The sequence below is a fragment of the Streptomyces sp. BK79 genome (assembly GCF_044142145.1).
In the GTDB taxonomy this organism is placed as follows: Bacteria; Actinomycetota; Actinomycetes; order Streptomycetales; family Streptomycetaceae; genus Streptomyces.
This window is the reverse complement of sequence record NZ_JBHVOC010000010.1, coordinates 184035-203512: the sequence shown is the minus strand read 5'-3', so window position 1 is coordinate 203512 and position 19478 is coordinate 184035. Positions and strand designations below refer to the sequence as shown.

Sequence of the window (19478 nt, the reverse complement as noted above, 5' to 3'; positions counted from 1 at the left end):
GCCTACTGCTTACCGCACAGCGAGACGACCTTCTGCTCTTCCTCCGAGAGGGTCGGGCCGGGGCCAGGAGTGGGTGCGGTCGTGGACGGGGACTCGGACGATTCGGGTGCCTTCGACCCCGACGGGTTCGGGGACGCGTTCGGGGTGGGTGTGGCCTTGGACGTGAAGGAGGCGGGAGTGGTTCCCGTGGTGCCTCCGGCCTCGCCCTCGCCCGTCTTCGCGTTCTGCTCGGTCTGAGCGGTGCGCCGGTCGGCCTGCTTCTTGCAGGCGGAGGCCTGTACCGCCAGTTCCTCGATCTTCGCCCGGGCGTCGTTCAGGTCGCTCTCGGGGATCGTGGCCTCGACCAGTTTCTGCTGGTAGGGCGGCAGGTACTTGAGTTCGATCTCGGGGTGGTCCTTCTGGACCTTCGACAGCGAGACCCAGGCCAGGTCCTGGCTGATGCCCCGGTACAGCGCGAGGTGGTCGTCCTTGGTGCCGACGTAGTACTGGGTCTGGGTCCAGCGCCAGCCGCCGTAGGTGCCGCCGCCGATGACGGCGAGGGCGAGGACGGTGTAGAGGGATCTCTTGAGCCACTTGCGGTTCTTGCGGGGCTTGACGAAGTCGTCGGGGCCGTAGTCGTCGAAGTCGCCGGCGGGGAGGTAGCCGGTGGTGTCGCCGCTGCCGGGCGGGCCGAACTCGCCGCCCCCGCCGCGCCGGCCGCCGCCCTGGCGGCCGAGGCCGGCGGCGCGGCCGGCCGGGGTCTGCATGATGCCGTTGTCGCCGATCTGCGCCTGGTTCTCGGCGACGGCGCCGACCACCACGGGCGTGTCGGACAGCTGCCCGGCGAGGGTGTCGCCGGTGTCGAGGTCGAGGACGTCGGCGACGATGACGGTGATGTTGTCCGGGCCGCCGCCGCGCAGGGCGAGCTGGATCAGCTCCTGCACGGTCTCCTGGGGGCCCTGGTAGCTGGCGAGGGTGTCCTCCATCGTCTGGTGGGACACGACGCCGGAGAGCCCGTCGGAGCAGATGAGGTAGCGGTCGCCGGCCCGGACCTCGCGGATGGAGAGGTCGGGTTCGACGTGGTCGCCGCTGCCGAGCGCGCGCATCAGCAGGGAGCGCTGCGGGTGGGTGCCCGCCTCCTCCTCGGTGATGCGGCCCTCGTCGACCAGGCGCTGCACCCAGGTGTGGTCCTGCGTGATCTGGGTGAGGACGCCGTCGCGCAGGAGGTAGGCGCGGGAGTCGCCGACGTGTACGAGGCCGAGGCGCTGGCCGGTCCACAGCAGGGCGGTGAGGGTGGTCCCCATGCCTTCGAGGGCGGGGTCCTCCTCGACCATCTGCCGCAGTTGGTCGTTGGCGCGCTGCACGGCGGTGCCGAGCGAGGTGAGGAGGTCGGAGCCGGGCACGTCGTCGTCGAGGGCGACGATGGTGGAGATCACCTCGGAGGAGGCGACCTCGCCGGCGGCCTGGCCGCCCATGCCGTCGGCGATGGCGAGCAGGCGGGGGCCGGCGTAACCGGAGTCCTCGTTGCCCTCCCGGATCATGCCCTTGTGCGATCCGGCGGCGAAGCGCAGTGACAGACTCATGCGCACCTCGCCCGTCGGCTCCGACTGCAGCCGGTCGTGTCGAGCCACACTGCCCACCCTCCGGTCGGGAGCGCGCCGGGGCCCGGGGTGCCGGCCGCCGCTGCGTGCTCGCTCCGCTCGCGCTCAATCATTGGTGTAGCACTACTTCCGCAGCTCGATGACGGTCTTGCCGATGCGGATCGGCGCACCCAGCGAAATGGGCGTGGGGGTCGTGAGCCGGGACCGGTCCAGGTACGTGCCGTTGGTGGAGCCCAGGTCCTCGACGATCCACTGACCGTTCTGGTCCGGGTAGATCCTGGCATGGCGGCTGGAGGCGTAGTCGTCGTCCAGCACGATCGTCGAGTCGTGTGCCCGGCCGAGCGTGATGGTCTGGCCCTGGAGGGCAACGGTGGTGCCGGTGAGGGTGCCCTCCGTCACGACGAGTTTGGTGGGAGCGTTGCGGCGGCCCCGGCCGCCGCTCGGCTGCTGGCGCTGCGGTGGAGGCGCCTGGTTCTGGCGCGCGGCGGCCTGCTGCGGCCGGTCGGCACCGCGCCGCGCTCCGCGCTGGGTGACCCGCGTGCCGAACAGGTCGCTGCGGATGACCTGCACGGCCACGATCACGAACAGCCACAGTACGGCCAGGAAACCCAGCCGCATGACCGTGAGGGTCAGCTCTGACATTGCCCCCGGATCACCCTTCGGCTTGCCTATAGATAACGGTGGTGCTGCCCACGACGATCCGCGAGCCGTCGCGGAGCGTAGCGCGGGTGGTGTGCTGCCCGTCCACCACGATGCCGTTGGTGGACCCGAGATCCTGGATCGTCGAGGGCGTTCCGGTCCGGATCTCGCAGTGCCGGCGGGAGACGCCGGGGTCGTCGATCCGCACGTCGGCCTCGGTGCTGCGTCCGAGCACGAGCGTCGCGCGGGAGATCTGATGGCGGGTGCCGTTGATCTCGATCCAGTGGCGGGTGCGTCCGCCGGCCGCGGGTGCGGCCGGGGGCTGCTGGCCGCCCGCGGGCTGCGGGTAGCCGTAACCGCCGGGACGGCCGCCGGGCGGCGGCGCCGCCGGCATCGGCGGGGCGCCCGCGGGGGCGGCGGCCGGCGGGTAGCCGTAGCCCCCGCCGGGTCCGCCGGGTCCCGCGGGCCGTCCGGTGGGAGCGGGGGGTGCGGCCGGGCCCGCGGGGCCCGGGCCGCCCTGGTGGCTGCTGGAGGAGGCGAGCGTGCGGCTGCGCACCCGGTACAGGCCGGTGTCGAGGTCGTCGGCCTTCTCCAGGTGGACCTTGATCGGTCCCATGAAGGTGTAGCGCTGCTGCTTGGCGTAGTCGCGGACCATGCCGGCCAGCTCGTCGCCGAGCTGTCCGGAGTAGGGGCTGAGGCGCTCGAAGTCGGGCGTGCTCAGCTCCACGATGAAGTCGTTGGGGACGACGGTGCGGTCGCGGTTCCAGATGGTCGCGTTGTTGTCGCATTCGCGCTGGAGCGCTCCCGCGATCTCCACGGGCTGCACCTCGGACTTGAACACCTTCGCGAAGGTGCCGTTGACCAGACCTTCGAGACGCTGCTCGAACTTCTTCAGGACTCCCATGGGGCACCTCCTCCGTCGCTGCCGTCCTGTCCACTGCCGTGCGTACTGCCGTGTCGCGTACTGCCGCCTCGCGTCCTGCTTGTGCCCGTATCGCTCACCCGCGCACTGCCTACCTGGTACTGCTTACTGATCGTATCCACGCGCCGGTCGATCGGCTGGTTCCCCCTGTCGGCCCGGTCGACGGGTGTCGACGCCTCTCGGAGTTCCCGCCGGAGTTCCCCTTCGAACTCCCGGGGCCCCGCGGGATGTGCTCCCGCAGGTAACTCATGCCCAGGATCGTAGAGGCGGCCGCAGACCAGTGTCCCGCACCTGACCGCGGACCCCTACCGGCTCGTGGGCGGACGGGCCGGACCGGTACGAGGTTGATACGTGAACGGCCACGGGCCGGGACGAGTGCCCGGGGCCGGCGGGCGGTCCCGGCCCCCGGGCGGAAAGGGATGTGAATCCACCCCTTCCAGCGTGCTAATGTTCTCGTGTCGGAAGGCGCCGCACCGCAAGGAAAGGCCCGGAAGACACACCCAATGCGCGGGTGGCGGAATAGGCAGACGCGCTGGATTCAGGTTCCAGTGCCCGCAAGGGCGTGGGGGTTCAACTCCCCCCTCGCGCACCAGCCGAAAGCCCCCCAGGTCCCAGACCTGGGGGGCTTTCGCATGCTCGCTCAGGGCTGCCGCGGGACGCGGTGCGGCGGGGTCGCGCTGTGAGGAAGGTCTCAGGGCTCGCGGCGCCACAGGGCTGGCACCCGGGGCGGCTCCCAGCCGGCCGTCGAGGTGTGCGCCTGGAGGCAGCGGTAGGCGCCCGCGTCGTACGTCACCCGGTCCCCGACGGCGTACGGGCGTCCGGGCGCCCAGGTGCCGCCCGGCGGGTCGGTGGGGTCCGGGCCCGGGCCGCCGTCGACGTCCAGGACGAAGTCGAAGGTGCCCTCCTTGCGGCCGCCGGCGTCGCGGACGTTCATCAGCAGCGCGGGGTCGAAGAGGGCGTCCGTGCCGTTGCGGGGCTCACCGGGGAAGTACAGCTGGGTGGTCAGCACGGGCCGGCCGGGTGCCTGCGCCTTGACGTGGAGGTGCCGGGTGCGGCCCGGGTAGAGGCCGGGGACGATCGTGCGCAGGGTGAAGGCGCCGGTGGCGTCGGTGAACTGGTGGCCGCGGAAGGCGTACCCGGCCATGTCGTAGGCGCCGGCGTGGTCGGCCTGCCAGAAGTCGAGGAGCACGCCGGACAGCGGCACGCAGTCCCGGCCGAAGACGTAGCCGCTGACGACCAGCCGGGTGCCGGGGGCGCCGGGCGCCACCAGGTCGGTGCGCGAGGGGGAGCGCGGCTTGAAGTAGGGGCCCTCCATCTGGTCGGGCGTCGGGTCGTCGCCGTCGTCGCAGAACGGGGTCGGGGGCAGGGTCCCGCCGGAGGGGGAGCGGGCGGCGTCCCGGGCGAGCGCGAAGGAGCCGCCGGCGAGCAGCGGGACGGCGGCGCCCGCGGCGACGGCCGCCCTCAGCAGTGCCTTGCGGCTGACACCGCGGCCGCGGTCGCCGCCGGGGTCGGTGCCGGTGCCGGGTCGGTCGGGTTCGGTGGGGGTGGTGGGCGTGTCGGAGGTCATGGCGGGTCCTCGGTCTCCTCGGTGGGGGTGCCCCCTGGGAAGGCGGACGAGACGTGGGGCATCCGGGACGTGGGGGACGGACAGGGAGCGCGTCCGCCGGCGCGGGGCAGGCGGTGTCGCCGGCGGACGCGTTCCGTGGTGATCGCTGGACACCGTAGGCGCGGCGGCGGGGGCGCGGGCACCTCCCGCTCCGCCCCCTGCCCGGCGTTATGCGGGCGGGAAGACGGGGCCGTGTACGGGCGGTCCGGCCGGGGGTACGGTCGTGGCGCGCCGCGTCGGCGGAAGCGACGGCGGACGCGTGCGGCGCGGGTGGGGGCGCGGCTCGGAATCCGGGCGCGGCTCACGTACGAGAACGGGGAGGGCGGCCGGTATGACCGAGGGAACGACGGTGACGGGCGGAGGCACGGACGGGCCGGCGCGTGCGGCGGGGGGCGACGCCGGGCGGGCCGTACGGGAGCCGGGCGGCGACGCCGGGCGCGGCGACGGGCGGGTGCCGGTCGTGCCGGGGTTCGCGACGTGGCCCGACGGCGGCTCGCCCAAGGCGGAGGGCAAGGCGCTGCGCTCGCGCGTCGCGCGGTCCGCGCACGCCGCCCTGGACCTGGACGCCTCCCGGCCGGACGTGGTGAGCGCGGTCGAGGAGTCCAACCGGGGCCGGATCCCCGGGCTCACCCCGATGCGTGCCGGGCGGATGGCCGCCACGCCCTTCGCCTTCCTGCGCGGCTCCGCCGGCCTGATGGCGTACGACCTGGCACGCACCCCGGTCACCGGGATCGGCGCCCAGATCTGCGGCGACGCGCACGCCGCCAACTTCGGCCTCTACGGTGACGCGCGCGGCGGCCTGGTCATCGACCTGAACGACTTCGACGAGACCGTCCACGGTCCCTGGGAGTGGGACCTGAAGCGGCTCGCCACCTCGATCGTCCTCGCGGGCCGGGAGGCCGGCGCCGACGAGGACACCTGCCGCGAGGCCGCCCACGGCACGGCGGGCGCCTACCGGCGCACCATGCGGCTGCTGGCGAAGCTGCCCGCGCTGGACGCCTGGAACGCCATCGCCGACGAGGAACTCGTCTCCCACACCGACGCCCATGACCTGCTCGGCACCCTGGAACGGGTCTCCGAGAAGGCGCGGGCCAACACCAGCGGGCGCTTCGCCGCCCGGTCGACCGAGGCGACCGGGGACGGCGGGCGGCGCTTCGTGGACGCCCCGCCGGTGCTGCGGAGGATCCCCGCCCAGGAGGCGGCGTCGGTCGCCTCGGCCCTGGAGCCGTACCTGGCCACCCTCTCCGAGGACCGGCTGCCGCTGCTGGCCCGGTACGCGGTGCACGACGTCGCCTTCCGGGTCGTGGGCACCGGCAGCGTGGGCACGCGGTCGTACGTCGTGCTGCTCCTGGACCACCGGGGGGAGCCGCTCGTGCTCCAGGTGAAGGAGGCCCGGCCCTCCGCGCTGCTGCCGCACCTGCCGACCGCCGGGTTCGACGTTCCCCAGGCCGGTCACGAGGGGCGCCGGGTGGTCATGGGGCAGAAGCGGATGCAGGTGGTCAGCGACATGCTGCTGGGCTGGACCACGGTCGACGGGCGGCCCTTCCAGGTGCGGCAGTTCCGCAACCGCAAGGGCAGCGTCGACGCGACCGCCCTGGCCGCCGACCAGATGGACGACTACGGCCGCATGACCGGCGCCCTGCTGGCCCGCGCCCACGCGCACAGCGCCGACCCGCGGCTGATCGCCGGCTACTGCGGCAAGAACGGTGAGCTGGACGAGGCGGTGGCCGCCTTCGCCGTGGCCTACGCCGACCGCACGGAGGCCGATCACGCCGATCTGGTCGCCGCGGTGCGGGCGGGGCGGGTCGCGGCGGAGCTGGGGGTGTGAGGGCGTACGGGGGCCGCGGGGGGCGGTCCCGTCCGCCCGCAGGGCCTAGGCTGGACGGGTGACGACGCCGGAGACTGAGCCCGAGCAGGGGGGTGCGCCGCGTCCCGAGGAACGGCTGGAACAGGCCGTACGGGCCGCCGAGCAGGCACTCATCGAGTACGAGATCGCGCTGGAGACCTTCCGGGTGGAGGTCGAGAACTTCTCCCGGCTGCACGAACAGCGGCTCGGCCCGGTGTACGCGCGCCTCGAGGAGCTGGAGGCGCGGATCCTGGAGGCCCGGGCCGCCCGTACCGGTGACGCCGAGGACCGGCGCCGGGCCGACGAGGCGCGGGCCGCGCTGCTACCGATCCCCGGAGTCGAGGAGCTGCTGCACGGCTGGATGGACGGGGACGGGCTGTTCCCGGAGGCCACGGCGATGCTCACGGACCAGGCGGTACGGCCCCCGCAGCGGGTGCGGCCCGGCGAGGAGGCCCGCAAGCTCTACCGCGAGCTGGCCCGCAAGGCCCACCCCGACCTGGCGCAGGAGGAGGACGAGCGCGTCCGGCGCGAGGAGTTCATCACCCGGGTCAACGCCGCCTACGCCCGCGGCGACGCGGCCGGACTGCGGGAGCTGGCCGAGGAGTGGGCCGCCGGGCCGGTTCCCGAGCGGCGCCCGAGCCGGGGCGAGGAGCTGTACGCCCGCCTCGAATGGCTCGACCGGCGCAAGGAGATGCTGACGCTGCTCGCCAAGGAGCTGGAGGACAGCGCGATCGGCGCCATGCTCCGGCTGGCCCCGGACGATCCCGACCGGCTGCTGGAGGAGATCGCCGAGCAGCTCGCGAACCAGGTGCGCGAGCGCGAGGCGGAGCTGGCGGCGGCGCTCGGGCAGGACTGAGGCCGGCGGTGGCTCCGGTAGCGTCTGAGGCATGAGTTTCGGAGCTGGTGTGCCCACGGTCGAGGTCGCGGACCTCAAGGACGACGACTTCCTGCTGGACGTCCGCGAGGACGACGAGTGGCAGGCGGGTCACGCCGCCGGGGCGCTGCACATTCCCCTCAGCGAGTTCGTGGCCCGGTACGGTGAGCTGACCGAGGCCGCGCCCCGGGACGGCCGGGTCCACGTGATCTGCCGTTCCGGCGGGCGTTCGGCCCAGGTCACCATGTACCTGGCCCAGCAGGGCGTCGACGCCGTGAACGTCGACGGGGGCATGCAGGTGTGGGCCGCGGCCGGGCGGCCCGTGGTGAACGGGCGGGGCGAGCCGGGGCACGTTCTCTGAGGAGGGGGCCGAGGCTGTCCCGCGGATGTGGTGACGGCCACGGTGCGGCCGGACCGCCGGGGGCTGTGCGGGCGGCCGGTCCTGAGTACCGTTCCCGTTCGAACGTTGCCGAGCGGCCGCGTGCGCGGTGTGCGAGCGCCCCGGGCGGGCGGAACGACGGATCGGGACCGGAACGGGGCGGGATGGACGCGTACGACACAGGCTCGGACGCCCGGCGGGGGCGCGGCGGGCGGGATGAGCGGGACACCGTCGAGGGCTTGGAGGCGGCCGGCCCTTCCGGCGCCGCCGAGCCCCGTGCCGGGGTCGCCGCGCTCTCCCTGCGCTACCGGATCGGTGCCGTGGTCGCCCTCGCGGTGGTCGCCGTCGCCGTGTGCGCCCACATCGGCCTCGTGTTCCTGCACGTGGCGCCGTCCAACACCCTGACCAAGAAGCACGGCGAGGCCGTGGACGAGTGGGTCTTCCCGGAGTTCGAGCAGAACTGGAAGCTCTTCGCGCCCAACCCGCTCCAGCAGAACATCTCCGTCCAGGTCCGCGCCGAGGTGAGCACGGCGGACGGCGCGATACGCACGACCGGCTGGTACGACCTGTCCGCCGAGGACGGCCGGGCGATCGACGGCAATCCGCTGCCCAGCCACACCCAGCAGAACGAACTCCGCCGGGCCTGGGACTTCTTCGTCGCCACCCACGACTCCGACGAACGCCCGGTGGGCCTGCGCGGCACCCTTTCCGAGACCTACCTGCGGCGCATAGCGGTGCTGCGCCTGGACCGCGTCGACGCCGCCGGAGAGGGCGGGGTCGTCGAGCGCGTCCAGTACCGTTCCCGGACCACCAACGTGGAGCCGCCCTCATGGAGCGGGGAGAAAGTCTCCGACCGGCCCGTCTACCGCGAGCTGCCGTGGTGGCCGGTGTCCGGCGACCTGGAGACCGGTGACGCGAAGACCGGTGACGTGAAGACCGGTGACGTGAAGACCGGTGACGTGAAGGGAGGGGACGCCGCGTGAACGGCTTCGCCCTCTCGGTCTCCCGCGGCATCGCCCGCGTCACCGGCGCCGCGCTCGGTCCGTACCAGACCGCCGTGATCCGCATCGGCTTCAGCGCCACCTGGCTGCTCTTCCTGCTGCGCGAACTGCCCCACCGGGGCGAGCTGTACGGCCCCGACAGCCCCTGGAGCCACGACCTGGCCGAGCGGCTGATCGCGGACAACGGCGCGTTCACGGTGCTGATGTGGTCGGACGGGCGGCTCTGGTTCGAGATCGTCTACGCGCTGGCCGTCCTGAGCAGTGTGCTGCTCCTGCTGGGCTGGCGCACCCGTACCGTCTCGGTCCTGTTCATGGTCGGCGTGCTCTCGCTGCAGAACCGCAGTGTCTTCATGGGGGACGGCGGCGACAACGTCCTGCACCTGATGAGCATCTACCTGGTCCTCACCCGCTGCGGCCAGGTGTGGTCGCTGGACGCGCGCCGGGCGCGGCGTGCCGAGGGGGCACGCGCGCGCGGGGAGCGGGTCGTGGACCGGGTCGGTCCGGCGCTGTGGTGCGTGCTCGGCTTCGCGCTGCTGACGGTGACGCTGGCGGGCGGGCTGGGCGGCGACTGGCTGGTTCCGGCACTGCTGTGGGCGGTGTGGGTCGCGCAGGGCCTGTGGTGGGCCGTGGGGCGCGGAGGGAAGAGCGGCGAGCCGCGGATCCTGCTCGACGTCATCACCAACGTCGTGCACAACGGCGCGCTGGTCGTGATCATGGCGGAGGCCTGTCTGATCTACGCGACGGCCGGCTGGTACAAGATCCAGGGCTCGCGCTGGCAGGACGGCACCGCGGTCTACTACCCGCTGCACCTGGACTACTTCTCGCCCTGGCCCGCCCTCTCCGACGCACTGGCGAGCAACGGCACGATGGTCATGCTCATCACGTACGGCACGGTCGCCGTGCAGGTCGCCTTCCCGTTCACGCTGTTCAACCGGCGGGTCAAGAACGTGCTGCTGGCCGCGATGATGACCGAGCACGCGGTGATCGCCGTGGTGCTGGGGCTGCCGTTCTTCTCGCTGGCGATGATCGCCGCGGACGCGGTGTTCCTGCCGACCTCCTTCCTGCGCCGCCTGGGCGAGGGGGCGGTGCGCGCGCGGGACCGCCTGCTGAACCGCCTGCCGGGCCGGCTTCGGGGCGGGCGGGGTGGCGGCGGGCGCGGTGAAGCCGGTGCGGCGACGGTCCCCGGGCCTCGCGACGCCGGGGACGAGGGGGACGACGGGGATGCCGGGGATGCCGGGGACGAGGGGGACAAGGGGGATGCCGGGGGCGAGGGGGACGAGGGCGTCGGCACGCCGGGCGCCGGGGGTCCGCACGTAGGCTTCCGGGCATGACCGTCCCCGCCCCCGACCCGACGGCCGCCTGGCGTCGGCACGCCGGCCACTGCGTGCTGCTCGACGGCTTCCACGCCCTCAAGCACGCGCTGCGTTTCGGCGCCGAGGTGCCGGTGGCCGTCACCGCCGACCGCGCGGGCGCCCTGGCCCTCGCCGACGAGCTGGCGCCCGACGTGCGGGACGCCCTGGACGGGCTGCTCGCGGAGGTGGACCAGGAGACGTACGCGTCCCTCGTGCCGCGCCCGCACCCCACCGCCGTGGCCGCCCTCGCGGTACGGCCCTCGCGCGCGGACCACCTGCGGGCGCTGGCGCACACCCCCCGCCGTACGCCGGTCGTCGTCCTGGACCAGCCGCGCAACCTCGGCAACGCGGGGGCGGTGATCCGCCTGGCCGCCGGTTTCGGGGCGACCGGCGTGGTCACCACCGGCACCCTCGACCCGTGGCACCCCACGGTGGTGCGCGGCGGTGCGGGGCTGCACTTCGCGACCGCCGTGGAGCGGCTGGAGGTGGCGGAGCTGCCGTCCGGGCCGGTGTTCGCGCTGGACCCGGAGGGCGAGGACATCCGGGGGCTGAAGCTGCCGGACGACGCGCTGCTCGCGTTCGGCTCCGAGCGCAGCGGGCTGTCGCGGGAGCTGCGCGCGCGGGCCGACCATCTGGTGGCGCTGCCGATGCGCCCCCAGGTCTCCAGCTACAACCTCGCGACCAGCGTGGCCATGACGCTGTACCACTGGAGCGCCGGCGGGGGCGCACCGCGCCTGTCCTAGCGGGCCTGGCGGCGGACCTCCACCACCCGGAAGCGGTTGGCGACGAACGCGCCGTCGCACAGGGCCGCGTTGGCCGCCGGGTTGCCGCCCGAGCCGTGGAAGTCGGAGAAGGCGGCGGTCTGGTTGACGTACACCCCGCCGGTGAGGTTGAGGGAGAGCTGGGCCGCCTCCTCCAGGCAGGCCTCCCGCACGGCTTCCTCGACCTCGGGGTCGGTCGTGTACGCGCCCACGGTCATCGCGCCCTTCTCGCGGACGCTGCGGCGCAGCAGCTCCACGGCGTGGGCGGCGGAGTCGACCGCGACGGCGAAGGAGACGGGGCCGAAGCACTCGCTGGTGTAGGCGGCCTCGTCGTCGGGCTTGGCGCCGTCCAGCTTGACGATCACCGGGGTGCGCACGACCGCGTCCGGGAACTCCGGGTGGGTCACCTCGCGGGAGGCGAGGGCGACCTCGCCGAGGCCGGCGGCGGCCTCCAGGCGGGCCTTGACGTCCGGGTTGACGATCGCGCCGAGCAGGGCGTTCGCGCGGGCGTCGTCGCCGAGGAGGCCGTCTACGGCGCGGGCGAGGTCGGCGGTCACCTCGTCGTACGTCCTGGGGCCCTGGTCGGTGCGGATGCCGTCGCGGGGGATCAGCAGGTTCTGCGGGGTGGTGCACATCTGGCCGCTGTAGAGGGACAGCGAGAAGGCCAGGTTGGCGAGCATGCCCTTGTAGTCGTCGGTGGAGTCGATGATCACCGTGTTGACGCCGGCCTTCTCGGTGAAGACCTGGGCCTGGCGGGCGTGGGCCTCCAGCCAGTCGCCGAAGGAGGTGGAGCCGGTGTAGTCGATGATCCGGATCTCGGGGCGGGTCGCCAGGGTCTTGGCGATGCCCTCGCCGGGGCGCTCGGCGGCCAGCGCGACCAGGTTCGCGTCGAAGCCGGCCTCGGTGAGGACGTCGCGGGCCACCTGGACGGTGAGCGCGAGCGGCAGCACCGCGCGCGGGTGGGGCTTGACCAGGACCGCGTTGCCGGTGGCGAGGGAGGCGAACAGGCCCGGGTAGCCGTTCCACGTCGGGAAGGTGTTGCAGCCGATCACCAGGCCGATGCCGCGCGGGACCGGCGTGAAGTGCTTGGTCAGCGCCAGCGGGTCGCGCTTGCCCTGCGGCTTGGTCCACTCGGCCGTGTCGGGGGTGCGGGACTGCTCCACGTACGCGTACGCCACGGCCTCCAGGCCGCGGTCCTGCGCGTGCGGGCCGCCCGCCTGGAAGGCCATCATGAAGGCCTGTCCGGAGGTGTGCATGACCGCCTGCGCGAACTCCATCGTGCGGTCGGCGATCCGCCGCAGGATCTCCAGGCAGACCATCGCGCGCAGCTCCGCGCCAGCGTCCCGCCACGCCCGCCGGCCGGCCTTCATGGCGGGCAGCAGTACGTCGAGGTCCGCGTGCGGGTACTCCACGCCCAGCTCGATGCCGTACGGGGAGACCTCGCCGCCCACCCAGTCGTCGGTGCCGGGCTGGCCGAGGTCGAGGCGGGTGCTGAGCAGGGCGTCGAAGGCGGCCTTGCCGGCGGCCGTGTCCAGGCTGCCGTTCTCCCCGTAGGCCTTGGGGTGCTCGGGGTGCGGGGACCAGTACGCGCGCGTGCGGATCGTCTCCAGCGCCTGGTCCAGGGTCGGCCGGTGCCGGTCGATCAGCTGGTGCGCGGTGAGTTCGGCGGCCATGCGGGACCAACTCCTCGTCTCTCACGAACTCGTCGGCGGCTTGGGCGTCGAGTTCGCGACCTGGGGGAAACCTGGGCAGGAACAGGCGGACACGGCTAGAGTAACCGAACGATCGGTCGGGACAAGGGGGACCGCCGCATCTGTGGAAAACCCCGTGCGGGAGGATCGCGCACATGACAGCACTCGACCTCAGCAGCCCCGTGGCCGTCGTCGGCACCGGCACCATGGGACAGGGCATCGCCCAGGTGGCGCTGGTCGCGGGCCATTCCGTACGGCTGTACGACGCCGCCCCCGGACGCGCCAGGGAGGCGGCCGACGCGATCGGCGCCCGGCTCGACCGGCTCGTCGAGAAGGGCCGGCTCACCGGCGCCGGGCGCGACGCGGCCCGCGCCCGGCTGGAGCCCGCCGGGACCCTCGCGGAACTGGCCGACTGCGCGCTGGTCGTCGAGGCGGTCCTGGAGCGGCTGGACGTCAAGCAGGAGCTGTTCCGCGCGCTGGAGGACGTCGTCGGCGACGACTGCCTGCTCGCCACCAACACCTCCTCGCTGTCCGTCACCGCCATCGGCGGCGCGCTGCGCGTCCCGGGGCGCTTCGTCGGCCTGCACTTCTTCAACCCCGCGCCGCTGCTGCCGCTGGTGGAGGTGGTCTCCGGCTTCGCCACCGACGTCGCGTCGGCCACGCGCGCGTACGAGACGGCCCGCGCCTGGGGCAAGACCCCGGTCGCCTGCGCCGACACCCCCGGCTTCATCGTCAACCGCGTCGCCCGGCCCTTCTACGCCGAGGCCCTCGCGGTGTACGAGGACCAGGGCGCGGACCCGGCCACCATCGACGCCGTGCTGCGCGAGTCGGGCGGCTTCCGGATGGGCGCCTTCGAGCTGACCGACCTCATCGGGCAGGACGTCAACGAGTCCGTCACGCACTCCGTGTGGCAGGCGTTCTTCCAGGACGTGCGCTTCACTCCGTCGCTGGCCCAGCGCCGCCTGGTCGAGTCCGGCCGACTCGGCCGCAAGAGCGGGCAGGGCTGGTACGACTACCGCGACGGCGCCGAGCGGCCCGAACCGCACACCGCCGAGCCGGCCGGCCCGCCCGCGTACGTCGTCGTCGAGGGCGACCTCGGCCCCGCCGCCGAGGTGGTCGCGCTGATCCGCGAGGCGGGCATCGAGGTCCGCGAGGAGCCGGAGGACAACGGCACGCGGCTCGTGCTGCCGAGCGGCGGGCAGCTCGTGCTCGCCGACGGGCAGACGTCGGTCGAGTTCCGGGACGTCGTGTACTTCGACCTCGCGCTGGACTACCGCGAGGCCACCCGCGTCGCCCTGTCCGCCTCGCAGTTCACCTCGCCGCGGACGGTCGCCCAGGCCACCGGCCTGTTCCAGGCGCTCGGCAAGAAGGTCAGCGTCATCGGTGACGTCCCCGGCATGATCGTCGCCCGTACCGTCGCGCGGATCATCGACCTGGCCGTCGAGGCGGTCGCCAAGGGCGTGGCCACCGAGGAGGACGTCGACACCGCGATGCGCCTCGGCGTCAACTACCCGCTCGGGCCGCTGGAATGGAGCCGCCGCCTGGGCGGCGACTGGGCCTGCGGGGTACTCGACAACCTGCACGAGTGCGCCCCCACGGGCCGGTACGCGCCCTCCCTGGCGCTCTACCGTCACGCGTACGCCTCCGACAAGCAGGAGGGCGGTCCCTCATGACCACCGTCAGGCGCGACACGTACACGCCCGAGACGCTGCTCTCCGTCGCCGTGCAGGTCTTCATCGAGCGCGGTTACGACGGCACCTCCATGGAGCACCTCTCCAAAGCGGCCGGCATCTCCAAGTCGTCGATCTACCACCACGTCACCGGCAAGGAGGAGCTCCTGCGCCGGGCCGTGAGCCGGGCCCTGGACGAGCTGTTCGGGATCCTCGACGAGGAGCACGCGCGCGTGGGCACCGCTGCCGAGCGGCTGGAGTACGTCGTGCGGCGCATGGTCGAGGTGCTCATGGCCGAACTGCCCTACGTGACCCTGCTGCTGCGGGTGCGCGGCAACACGGGCACCGAGCGGTGGGCGCTGGAGCGGCGGCGCGAGTTCGACCACCGGGTCGCGGACCTGCTGCGGGCGGCGGCGGCCGAGGGGGACGTGCGCGCGGACGTGGAGGTCCGGCTCGCGACGCGGCTGGTCTTCGGCATGATCAACTCGATCGTCGAGTGGTACCGGCCCGAGGTCCCCGAGGGCCGCGGTGGCGCGGGCGAGCGCGAAGTGGTCGACGCGGTGGCGCGGTTGGTGTTCGGGGGGCTGCGCAAGGCGTCCTGAGGCGGTCCTGGGCGGTTCTGGGGCGGCTCTGGGACGGTCCGTCTTGGGGCGGTCCTGGGGCGGTCCGTCTTGGGGCGGGCCTGCGGCGGCGCTGGAGGGGTGGCGGCCCGGCGGTCAGTTCTGCGGTTCGAGGTCCTCCGTCTCGAACACCAGCAGGGTGCGCGTGCTGAGCACCTCGGGGATGGCCTGGAGACGGGTCAGCACCAGCTCGCGCAGGGCGCGGTTGTCGGGGGTGTGCACCAGCAGCAGGACGTCGAAGTCGCCGCCCACCAGGGCGATGTGGGAGGCGCCGGGGAGCTGCCGGAGCTGGGCGCGGACCGTCCGCCATGAGTTCTGGACGATCTTCAGGGTGATGTACGCCGACGTGCCGTGCCCCGCCCGCTCGTGGTCGACGCGGGCGCCGAAGCCCCGGATGACGCCGTCCTCGACGAGCCGGTTGATGCGGGCGTAGGCGTTGGCGCGGGAGACGTGCACCCGGTCGGCGACCGAGCGTATCGAGGCGCGACCGTCCGCCTGGAGCATGCGCAGGATGTCCTGGTCGATGGCGTCCAGCGGGCGCGGGGGCGGGGCGGGCGCGGGGCCGGTGTCCTCGGGGGCGCCGGCGTCGTCCGGGCGTTCGGCCATTTGTTCAGATGCCATGTCCCCCCGCCTTCTCACGATGGACGTACTGCGTCCATCTCAGGCTGTGGAGAACCGTTTGTCCACAGCCTGGGGCCGCCTGTAGCCAAAATGTGCCGACGACCGAACAATCGGTAGGTGAGGCCCGTCACACCCGTGGCGAGCCCGAAGCCGCTCCCACGAGGAGGTGCCGTCATGACGGTCATGGAGCAGCGGGGCGCTTACCGGCCCACACCGCCGCCCGCCTGGCAGCCCCGTACCGACCCCGCGCCGCTGCTGCCCGACGCGGAGCCGTACCGCGTCCTCGGCACCAAGGCCGCCGACACCGCCGACCCCGCGCTGCTGCGCGCCCTGTACGCCCGTCTGGTGCTCGGCCGGCGCTACAACGCGCAGGCCACGGCGCTGACCAAGCAGGGCCGGCTGGCCGTCTACCCCTCCAGCACCGGCCAGGAGGCCTGCGAGGTCGCCGCCGCGCTGGCCCTCCAGGAGCGGGACTGGCTGTTCCCCAGCTACCGCGACACGCTCGCCGTCGTCTCCCGGGGAGTAGACCCCGTCGACGCCCTCACCCTGCTGCGCGGCGACTGGCACACCGGCTACGACCCCTACGAGCACCGGGTCGCCCCCCTGTCCACCCCGCTGGCCACCCAGCTGCCGCACGCGGTCGGCCTCGCGCACGCCGCCCGGCTCAAGGGCGACGACGTGGTCGCGCTGGCCATGGTCGGCGACGGCGGCACCAGCGAGGGCGACTTCCACGAGGCGCTGAACTTCGCCGCCGTCTGGCAGGCCCCGGTCGTCTTCCTCGTGCAGAACAACGGCTTCGCGATCTCCGTCCCGCTCGCCAAGCAGACCGCGGCCCCGTCGCTGGCCCACAAGGCCGTCGGCTACGGCATGCCCGGCCGCCTGGTCGACGGCAACGACGCCGCCGCCGTGCACGAGGTCCTCACCGACGCCGTGCGCCACGCGCGCGCGGGCGGCGGTCCCACGCTGGTGGAGGCGGTGACGTACCGCGTCGAGGCGCACACCAACGCCGACGACGCCACGCGCTACCGGGGCGACGCCGAGGTCGAGGCCTGGCGCCGGCACGACCCGGTCGAGCTGCTGGAGCGGGAGCTGACCGAGCGGGGCCTGCTCGACGAGGAGGCGGTGCGGGCGGCCCGCGAGGACGCCGAGACCATGGCCGCCGACCTGCGCGCCCGCATGAACCAGGACCCGAGGCTCGACCCGATGGACCTGTTCGCGCACGTCTACGCCGAGCCCACGCCGCAGCTGCGCGAGCAGCGGGACCTGCTGCGCGCGGAGCTGGCGGCCGAGGCGGAGACGGCGTCCGGGGCGCCCGAAGGGGGACACCGATGACCACCGTCGCCGTCAAGCCGGCCACCATGGCGCAGGCCCTCACGCGCGCACTGCGCGACGCCATGGCCGCCGACCCGGGCGTGCACGTCCTGGGCGAGGACGTCGGCACCCTCGGCGGCGTCTTCCGCGTCACCGACGGCCTCGCCGCGGAGTTCGGCGAGGACCGCTGCACCGACACCCCGCTCGCCGAGGCCGGGATCCTCGGCACCGCCGTCGGCATGGCGATGTACGGGCTGCGCCCGGTCGTGGAGATGCAGTTCGACGCATTCGCCTACCCGGCGTTCGAGCAGGTCGTCAGCCATGTCACCAAGATGCGCAACCGCACCCGCGGCAGGATGCCCCTGCCGCTGACCATCCGCGTCCCCTACGGCGGCGGCATCGGCGGCGTCGAGCACCACAGCGACTCGTCCGAGGCGTACTACATGGCGACTCCGGGGCTCCATGTCGTCACGCCCGCGACCGTCGCCGACGCCTACGGGCTGCTGCGCGCGTCCATCGCCTCCGACGACCCGGTCGTCTTCCTCGAACCCAAGCGTCTGTACTGGTCGAAGGACGCCTGGAACCCTGAGGAGCCGGCACCCGTTGAGCCGGTGGGCCGCGCGGTGGTGCGGCGCCCCGGTCGGAGCGCCACACTCATCACGTACGGGCCGTCGCTGACCGTCTGCATGGAGGCGGCCGAGGCGGCCCGGGCCGAGGGCTGGGACCTCGAAGTCGTGGATCTGCGCTCCCTGGTGCCGTTCGACGACGAGACGGTGTGCGCTTCGGTACGGCGGACGGGACGCGCTGTCGTCGTCCACGAGTCGGGTTCCTTCGGGGGCCCGGGCGGGGAGATCGCGGCCCGGGTCACGGAGCGCTGCTTCCACCACCTGGAGGCGCCGGTGCTGCGTGTGGCAGGGTTCGACATCCCGTACCCGCCGCCGATGCTGGAGCGCCACCACCTGCCCGGCGTGGACCGGATCCTGGACGCCGTGGGGCGCCTGCAGTGGGAGGCCGAGAGCTGATGGCACACGCTTCTGAGGGGCGCGGTCGGGAGTTCAGGCTCCCCGACCTCGGTGAGGGGCTCACCGAGGCGGAGATCGTGCGCTGGATGGTCGAGGTGGGCGACGTCGTCGCCGTGGACCAGCCGGTCGTCGAGGTCGAGACGGCCAAGGCGATGGTCGAGGTGCCCTGCCCCTACGGCGGCGTGGTCACCGCCCGCTTCGGCGAGGAGGGCACGGAGCTGCCCGTCGGGGCGCCGCTGCTGACGGTGGCTGCGGACGAGGGGGCCGGGGCGGCGGACCGTCCGGTGAACGGCTCGGGTCCGGGCGCCGTCCCGGGCACTGGCTCGGGCGCGGGCTCGGAGCGGTCCCGTGTGGAGCGGCTTCGGCCTGGGCAGCCCCCTGCCGAGCAGTCCTCCGCCGGGGAGCCCGGCGCGGGGCGGGGGAAGGCCGAGGGATCGGGCAACGTCCTGGTCGGGTACGGCACCTCGGAGGCGCCCGCGCGCCGGCGCCGGGTGCGACCGGACCACCGGGCGCCCGCCGTGGCGGCCGGACGGGCGAACGGCCAGGTCCGTCCCGTCCCCGATCCGCCGGACGGTCCCGTCCCCGTGATCTCTCCGCTGGTGCGCCGGCTGGCCCGGCAGAACGACCTGGACCTGCGCGAGCTGACCGGCTCCGGCCCGGACGGACTGATCCTGCGCGCGGACGTGGAGTACGCCCTGCGGGCCGCCGCCGCTCAGGGCGGCCGCACGGCGGCGCAGCCGGACGCGCCGCACGTCGCCGGGACGGGCCCGGCACCGTCGTCCCCCGTGTCCCCCGTGTCCGCCCTGTCGTCCGCGTCCTCCGCGGCCCGGTCCGGCGGCGTCCGCACCCCCCTCAAGGGCGTCCGCGGCGCCGTGGCCGACAAGCTCTCCCGCAGCCGGCGCGAGATCCCGGACGCGACCTGCTGGGTGGACGCCGACGCGACCGAGCTGATGCGGGCGCGCACCGCGATGAACGCCGCCGGAGGGCCGAAGATCTCCCTCGTCGCCCTGCTGGCCCGGATCTGCACGGCCGCGCTGGCCCGCTTCCCCGAGCTGAACTCCACGGTCGACACGGATGCCCGGGAGATCGTCCAACTCGACCACGTCCACCTCGGTTTCGCCGCCCAGACGGCCCGGGGGCTGGTCGTTCCGGTCGTCCGGGACGCGCACGCCCGCGACGCCGAGGGGCTCTCCGCCGAGTTCGCCCGGCTGACCGAGGCGGCCCGGGACGGGCGGCTGACGCCCGGTGAACTGACCGGGGGCACCTTCACGTTGAACAACTACGGCGTGTTCGGCGTCGACGGCTCCACGCCGATCCTCAACCACCCGGAGGCCGCCATGCTCGGTGTCGGCCGCATCGTCCCGAAGCCCTGGGTGCACGACGGCGAGCTGGCGGTGCGTCAGGTCGTTCAGCTGTCGCTCACCTTCGACCACCGGGTGTGCGACGGCGGCACGGCGGGCGGTTTCCTGCGGTACGTGGCGGACTGCGTGGAGCAGCCGGCGGTGCTGCTGCGGACCCTGTGACGGAGCCGCCGCCCCGGACGCCGGCGCGCACACTCTGATCGCGCGGGCTCCCCCGCGTTC

At 73.8% G+C, this 19478-nt stretch carries 17 protein-coding genes and 1 tRNA gene; 12 read left to right on the top strand and 6 right to left on the bottom strand.

All coding sequences use genetic code 11. From position 1 onward, the window contains the following. Positions 1-2: 2 nt before the first annotated feature. From ACFIF2_RS15050 to fhaA, 3 genes are all read right to left on the bottom strand, one after another. Positions 3-1562, bottom strand: a complete 1560-nt coding sequence (locus tag ACFIF2_RS15050) for a Stp1/IreP family PP2C-type Ser/Thr phosphatase (RefSeq protein ID WP_395573134.1) — start codon at positions 1560-1562, stop codon at positions 3-5. Between the two features lie 141 nt (positions 1563-1703). Continuing rightward, positions 1704-2222: an FHA domain-containing protein gene (locus ACFIF2_RS15045; protein ID WP_395573133.1), complete on the bottom strand. Its 519-nt coding sequence runs from the start codon at positions 2220-2222 to the stop codon at positions 1704-1706. A 10-nt stretch (positions 2223-2232) separates the two neighbouring features. Then, on the bottom strand, positions 2233-3123 hold the full coding sequence (gene fhaA, locus ACFIF2_RS15040) for an antibiotic biosynthesis regulator FhaA (RefSeq protein ID WP_395573132.1): 891 nt from the start codon (positions 3121-3123) through the stop codon (positions 2233-2235). Between the two features lie 523 nt (positions 3124-3646). Here fhaA and ACFIF2_RS15035 point away from each other — a divergent pair. Then, positions 3647-3733 (top strand) — tRNA-Leu (locus ACFIF2_RS15035). Between the two features lie 99 nt (positions 3734-3832). Here the strand turns inward: ACFIF2_RS15035 and ACFIF2_RS15030 are convergent. Further along, positions 3833-4708, bottom strand: a complete 876-nt coding sequence (locus ACFIF2_RS15030; protein WP_395573131.1) for a carbohydrate-binding protein — start codon at positions 4706-4708, stop codon at positions 3833-3835. 370 nt (positions 4709-5078) lie between these two features. Here ACFIF2_RS15030 and ACFIF2_RS15025 point away from each other — a divergent pair, with 370 nt between their 5' ends. The 6 genes from ACFIF2_RS15025 (at position 5079) to ACFIF2_RS15000 (ending at position 10942) form a co-directional block, all read left to right on the top strand. Continuing rightward, on the top strand, positions 5079-6575 hold the full coding sequence (locus tag ACFIF2_RS15025; protein ID WP_395573130.1) for a DUF2252 domain-containing protein: 1497 nt from the start codon (positions 5079-5081) through the stop codon (positions 6573-6575). A 58-nt stretch (positions 6576-6633) separates the two neighbouring features. Then, positions 6634-7449, top strand: coding sequence for a hypothetical protein (locus ACFIF2_RS15020; RefSeq protein ID WP_395573129.1), 816 nt, complete (start codon positions 6634-6636; stop codon positions 7447-7449). Positions 7450-7498: 49 nt separating this feature from the next. Continuing rightward, positions 7499-7828, top strand: coding sequence for a rhodanese-like domain-containing protein (locus tag ACFIF2_RS15015; protein WP_395573181.1), 330 nt, complete (start codon positions 7499-7501; stop codon positions 7826-7828). 182 nt (positions 7829-8010) lie between these two features. Further along, positions 8011-8829 (top strand): DUF5819 family protein, encoded by an 819-nt coding sequence (locus ACFIF2_RS15010; protein ID WP_395573128.1) that lies wholly within the window; start codon positions 8011-8013, stop codon positions 8827-8829. Continuing rightward, positions 8826-10178: an HTTM domain-containing protein gene (locus ACFIF2_RS15005; protein WP_395573127.1), complete on the top strand. Its 1353-nt coding sequence runs from the start codon at positions 8826-8828 to the stop codon at positions 10176-10178. Before ACFIF2_RS15010 ends, ACFIF2_RS15005 begins: the two co-directional genes overlap by 4 nt. Beyond that, entirely contained in the window at positions 10175-10942 is a 768-nt protein-coding gene (locus tag ACFIF2_RS15000) for a TrmH family RNA methyltransferase (RefSeq protein ID WP_395573126.1), read from the top strand. Before ACFIF2_RS15005 ends, ACFIF2_RS15000 begins: the two co-directional genes overlap by 4 nt. On the opposite strand, the gene paaN is transcribed toward ACFIF2_RS15000, so the two are convergent. Further along, the gene (gene paaN, locus ACFIF2_RS14995) at positions 10939-12633 is read right to left on the bottom strand and encodes a phenylacetic acid degradation protein PaaN (RefSeq protein ID WP_395573125.1); all 1695 of its coding nucleotides are present in this window, start codon (positions 12631-12633) and stop codon (positions 10939-10941) included. The two genes, ACFIF2_RS15000 and paaN, sit on opposite strands and share 4 nt — an antisense overlap. A gap of 173 nt (positions 12634-12806) precedes the next feature. Between paaN and ACFIF2_RS14990 the strand changes: the two genes are divergently transcribed. Both ACFIF2_RS14990 and ACFIF2_RS14985 read left to right on the top strand, forming a co-directional pair. Next, complete coding sequence (locus ACFIF2_RS14990) at positions 12807-14324, top strand: 3-hydroxyacyl-CoA dehydrogenase (protein ID WP_395573124.1); 1518 nt, start codon at positions 12807-12809, stop codon at positions 14322-14324. Next, positions 14321-14923, top strand: a complete 603-nt coding sequence (locus tag ACFIF2_RS14985) for a TetR/AcrR family transcriptional regulator (RefSeq protein WP_395573123.1) — start codon at positions 14321-14323, stop codon at positions 14921-14923. The genes ACFIF2_RS14990 and ACFIF2_RS14985 overlap by 4 nt, the downstream gene beginning before the upstream one ends. A 114-nt stretch (positions 14924-15037) precedes the next feature. On the opposite strand, the gene ACFIF2_RS14980 is transcribed toward ACFIF2_RS14985, so the two are convergent. After that, positions 15038-15562 carry an Lrp/AsnC family transcriptional regulator gene (locus ACFIF2_RS14980; protein WP_395573122.1) on the bottom strand — a complete coding sequence of 175 codons (525 nt, stop codon included), beginning with the start codon at positions 15560-15562 and terminating at the stop codon, positions 15038-15040. 174 nt (positions 15563-15736) lie between these two features. Between ACFIF2_RS14980 and pdhA the strand changes: the two genes are divergently transcribed. Genes pdhA through ACFIF2_RS14965 form a run of 3 tightly spaced genes read left to right on the top strand, consistent with a single transcriptional unit; the run spans position 15737 to position 19418 of the window. Further along, positions 15737-16894, top strand: a complete 1158-nt coding sequence (gene pdhA, locus ACFIF2_RS14975; RefSeq protein ID WP_395573121.1) for a pyruvate dehydrogenase (acetyl-transferring) E1 component subunit alpha — start codon at positions 15737-15739, stop codon at positions 16892-16894. Further along, positions 16891-17895 carry an alpha-ketoacid dehydrogenase subunit beta gene (locus tag ACFIF2_RS14970; RefSeq protein ID WP_395573120.1) on the top strand — a complete coding sequence of 335 codons (1005 nt, stop codon included), beginning with the start codon at positions 16891-16893 and terminating at the stop codon, positions 17893-17895. Before pdhA ends, ACFIF2_RS14970 begins: the two co-directional genes overlap by 4 nt. Next, entirely contained in the window at positions 17895-19418 is a 1524-nt protein-coding gene (locus tag ACFIF2_RS14965) for a dihydrolipoamide acetyltransferase family protein (RefSeq protein WP_395573119.1), read from the top strand. The genes ACFIF2_RS14970 and ACFIF2_RS14965 overlap by 1 nt, the downstream gene beginning before the upstream one ends. Positions 19419-19478 lie beyond the last annotated feature (60 nt).

What these genes read in the sequence shown, in the direction of transcription:
- ACFIF2_RS15050 (WP_395573134.1), bottom strand. Translation starts at nt 1,562, where the DNA reads ATGAGTCTGTCACTGCGCTTCGCCGCCGGATCGCACAAGGGCATGATC.
- ACFIF2_RS15045 (WP_395573133.1), bottom strand. Translation starts at nt 2,222, where the DNA reads ATGTCAGAGCTGACCCTCACGGTCATGCGGCTGGGTTTCCTGGCCGTA.
- fhaA (WP_395573132.1), bottom strand. Translation starts at nt 3,123, where the DNA reads ATGGGAGTCCTGAAGAAGTTCGAGCAGCGTCTCGAAGGTCTGGTCAAC.
- ACFIF2_RS15030 (WP_395573131.1), bottom strand. Translation starts at nt 4,708, where the DNA reads ATGACCTCCGACACGCCCACCACCCCCACCGAACCCGACCGACCCGGC.
- ACFIF2_RS15025 (WP_395573130.1), top strand. Translation starts at nt 5,079, where the DNA reads ATGACCGAGGGAACGACGGTGACGGGCGGAGGCACGGACGGGCCGGCG.
- ACFIF2_RS15010 (WP_395573128.1), top strand. Translation starts at nt 8,011, where the DNA reads ATGGACGCGTACGACACAGGCTCGGACGCCCGGCGGGGGCGCGGCGGG.
- ACFIF2_RS15000 (WP_395573126.1), top strand. Translation starts at nt 10,175, where the DNA reads ATGACCGTCCCCGCCCCCGACCCGACGGCCGCCTGGCGTCGGCACGCC.
- paaN (WP_395573125.1), bottom strand. Translation starts at nt 12,633, where the DNA reads ATGGCCGCCGAACTCACCGCGCACCAGCTGATCGACCGGCACCGGCCG.
- ACFIF2_RS14990 (WP_395573124.1), top strand. Translation starts at nt 12,807, where the DNA reads ATGACAGCACTCGACCTCAGCAGCCCCGTGGCCGTCGTCGGCACCGGC.
- ACFIF2_RS14985 (WP_395573123.1), top strand. Translation starts at nt 14,321, where the DNA reads ATGACCACCGTCAGGCGCGACACGTACACGCCCGAGACGCTGCTCTCC.
- ACFIF2_RS14980 (WP_395573122.1), bottom strand. Translation starts at nt 15,562, where the DNA reads ATGGCATCTGAACAAATGGCCGAACGCCCGGACGACGCCGGCGCCCCC.
- pdhA (WP_395573121.1), top strand. Translation starts at nt 15,737, where the DNA reads ATGACGGTCATGGAGCAGCGGGGCGCTTACCGGCCCACACCGCCGCCC.
- ACFIF2_RS14970 (WP_395573120.1), top strand. Translation starts at nt 16,891, where the DNA reads ATGACCACCGTCGCCGTCAAGCCGGCCACCATGGCGCAGGCCCTCACG.
- ACFIF2_RS14965 (WP_395573119.1), top strand. Translation starts at nt 17,895, where the DNA reads ATGGCACACGCTTCTGAGGGGCGCGGTCGGGAGTTCAGGCTCCCCGAC.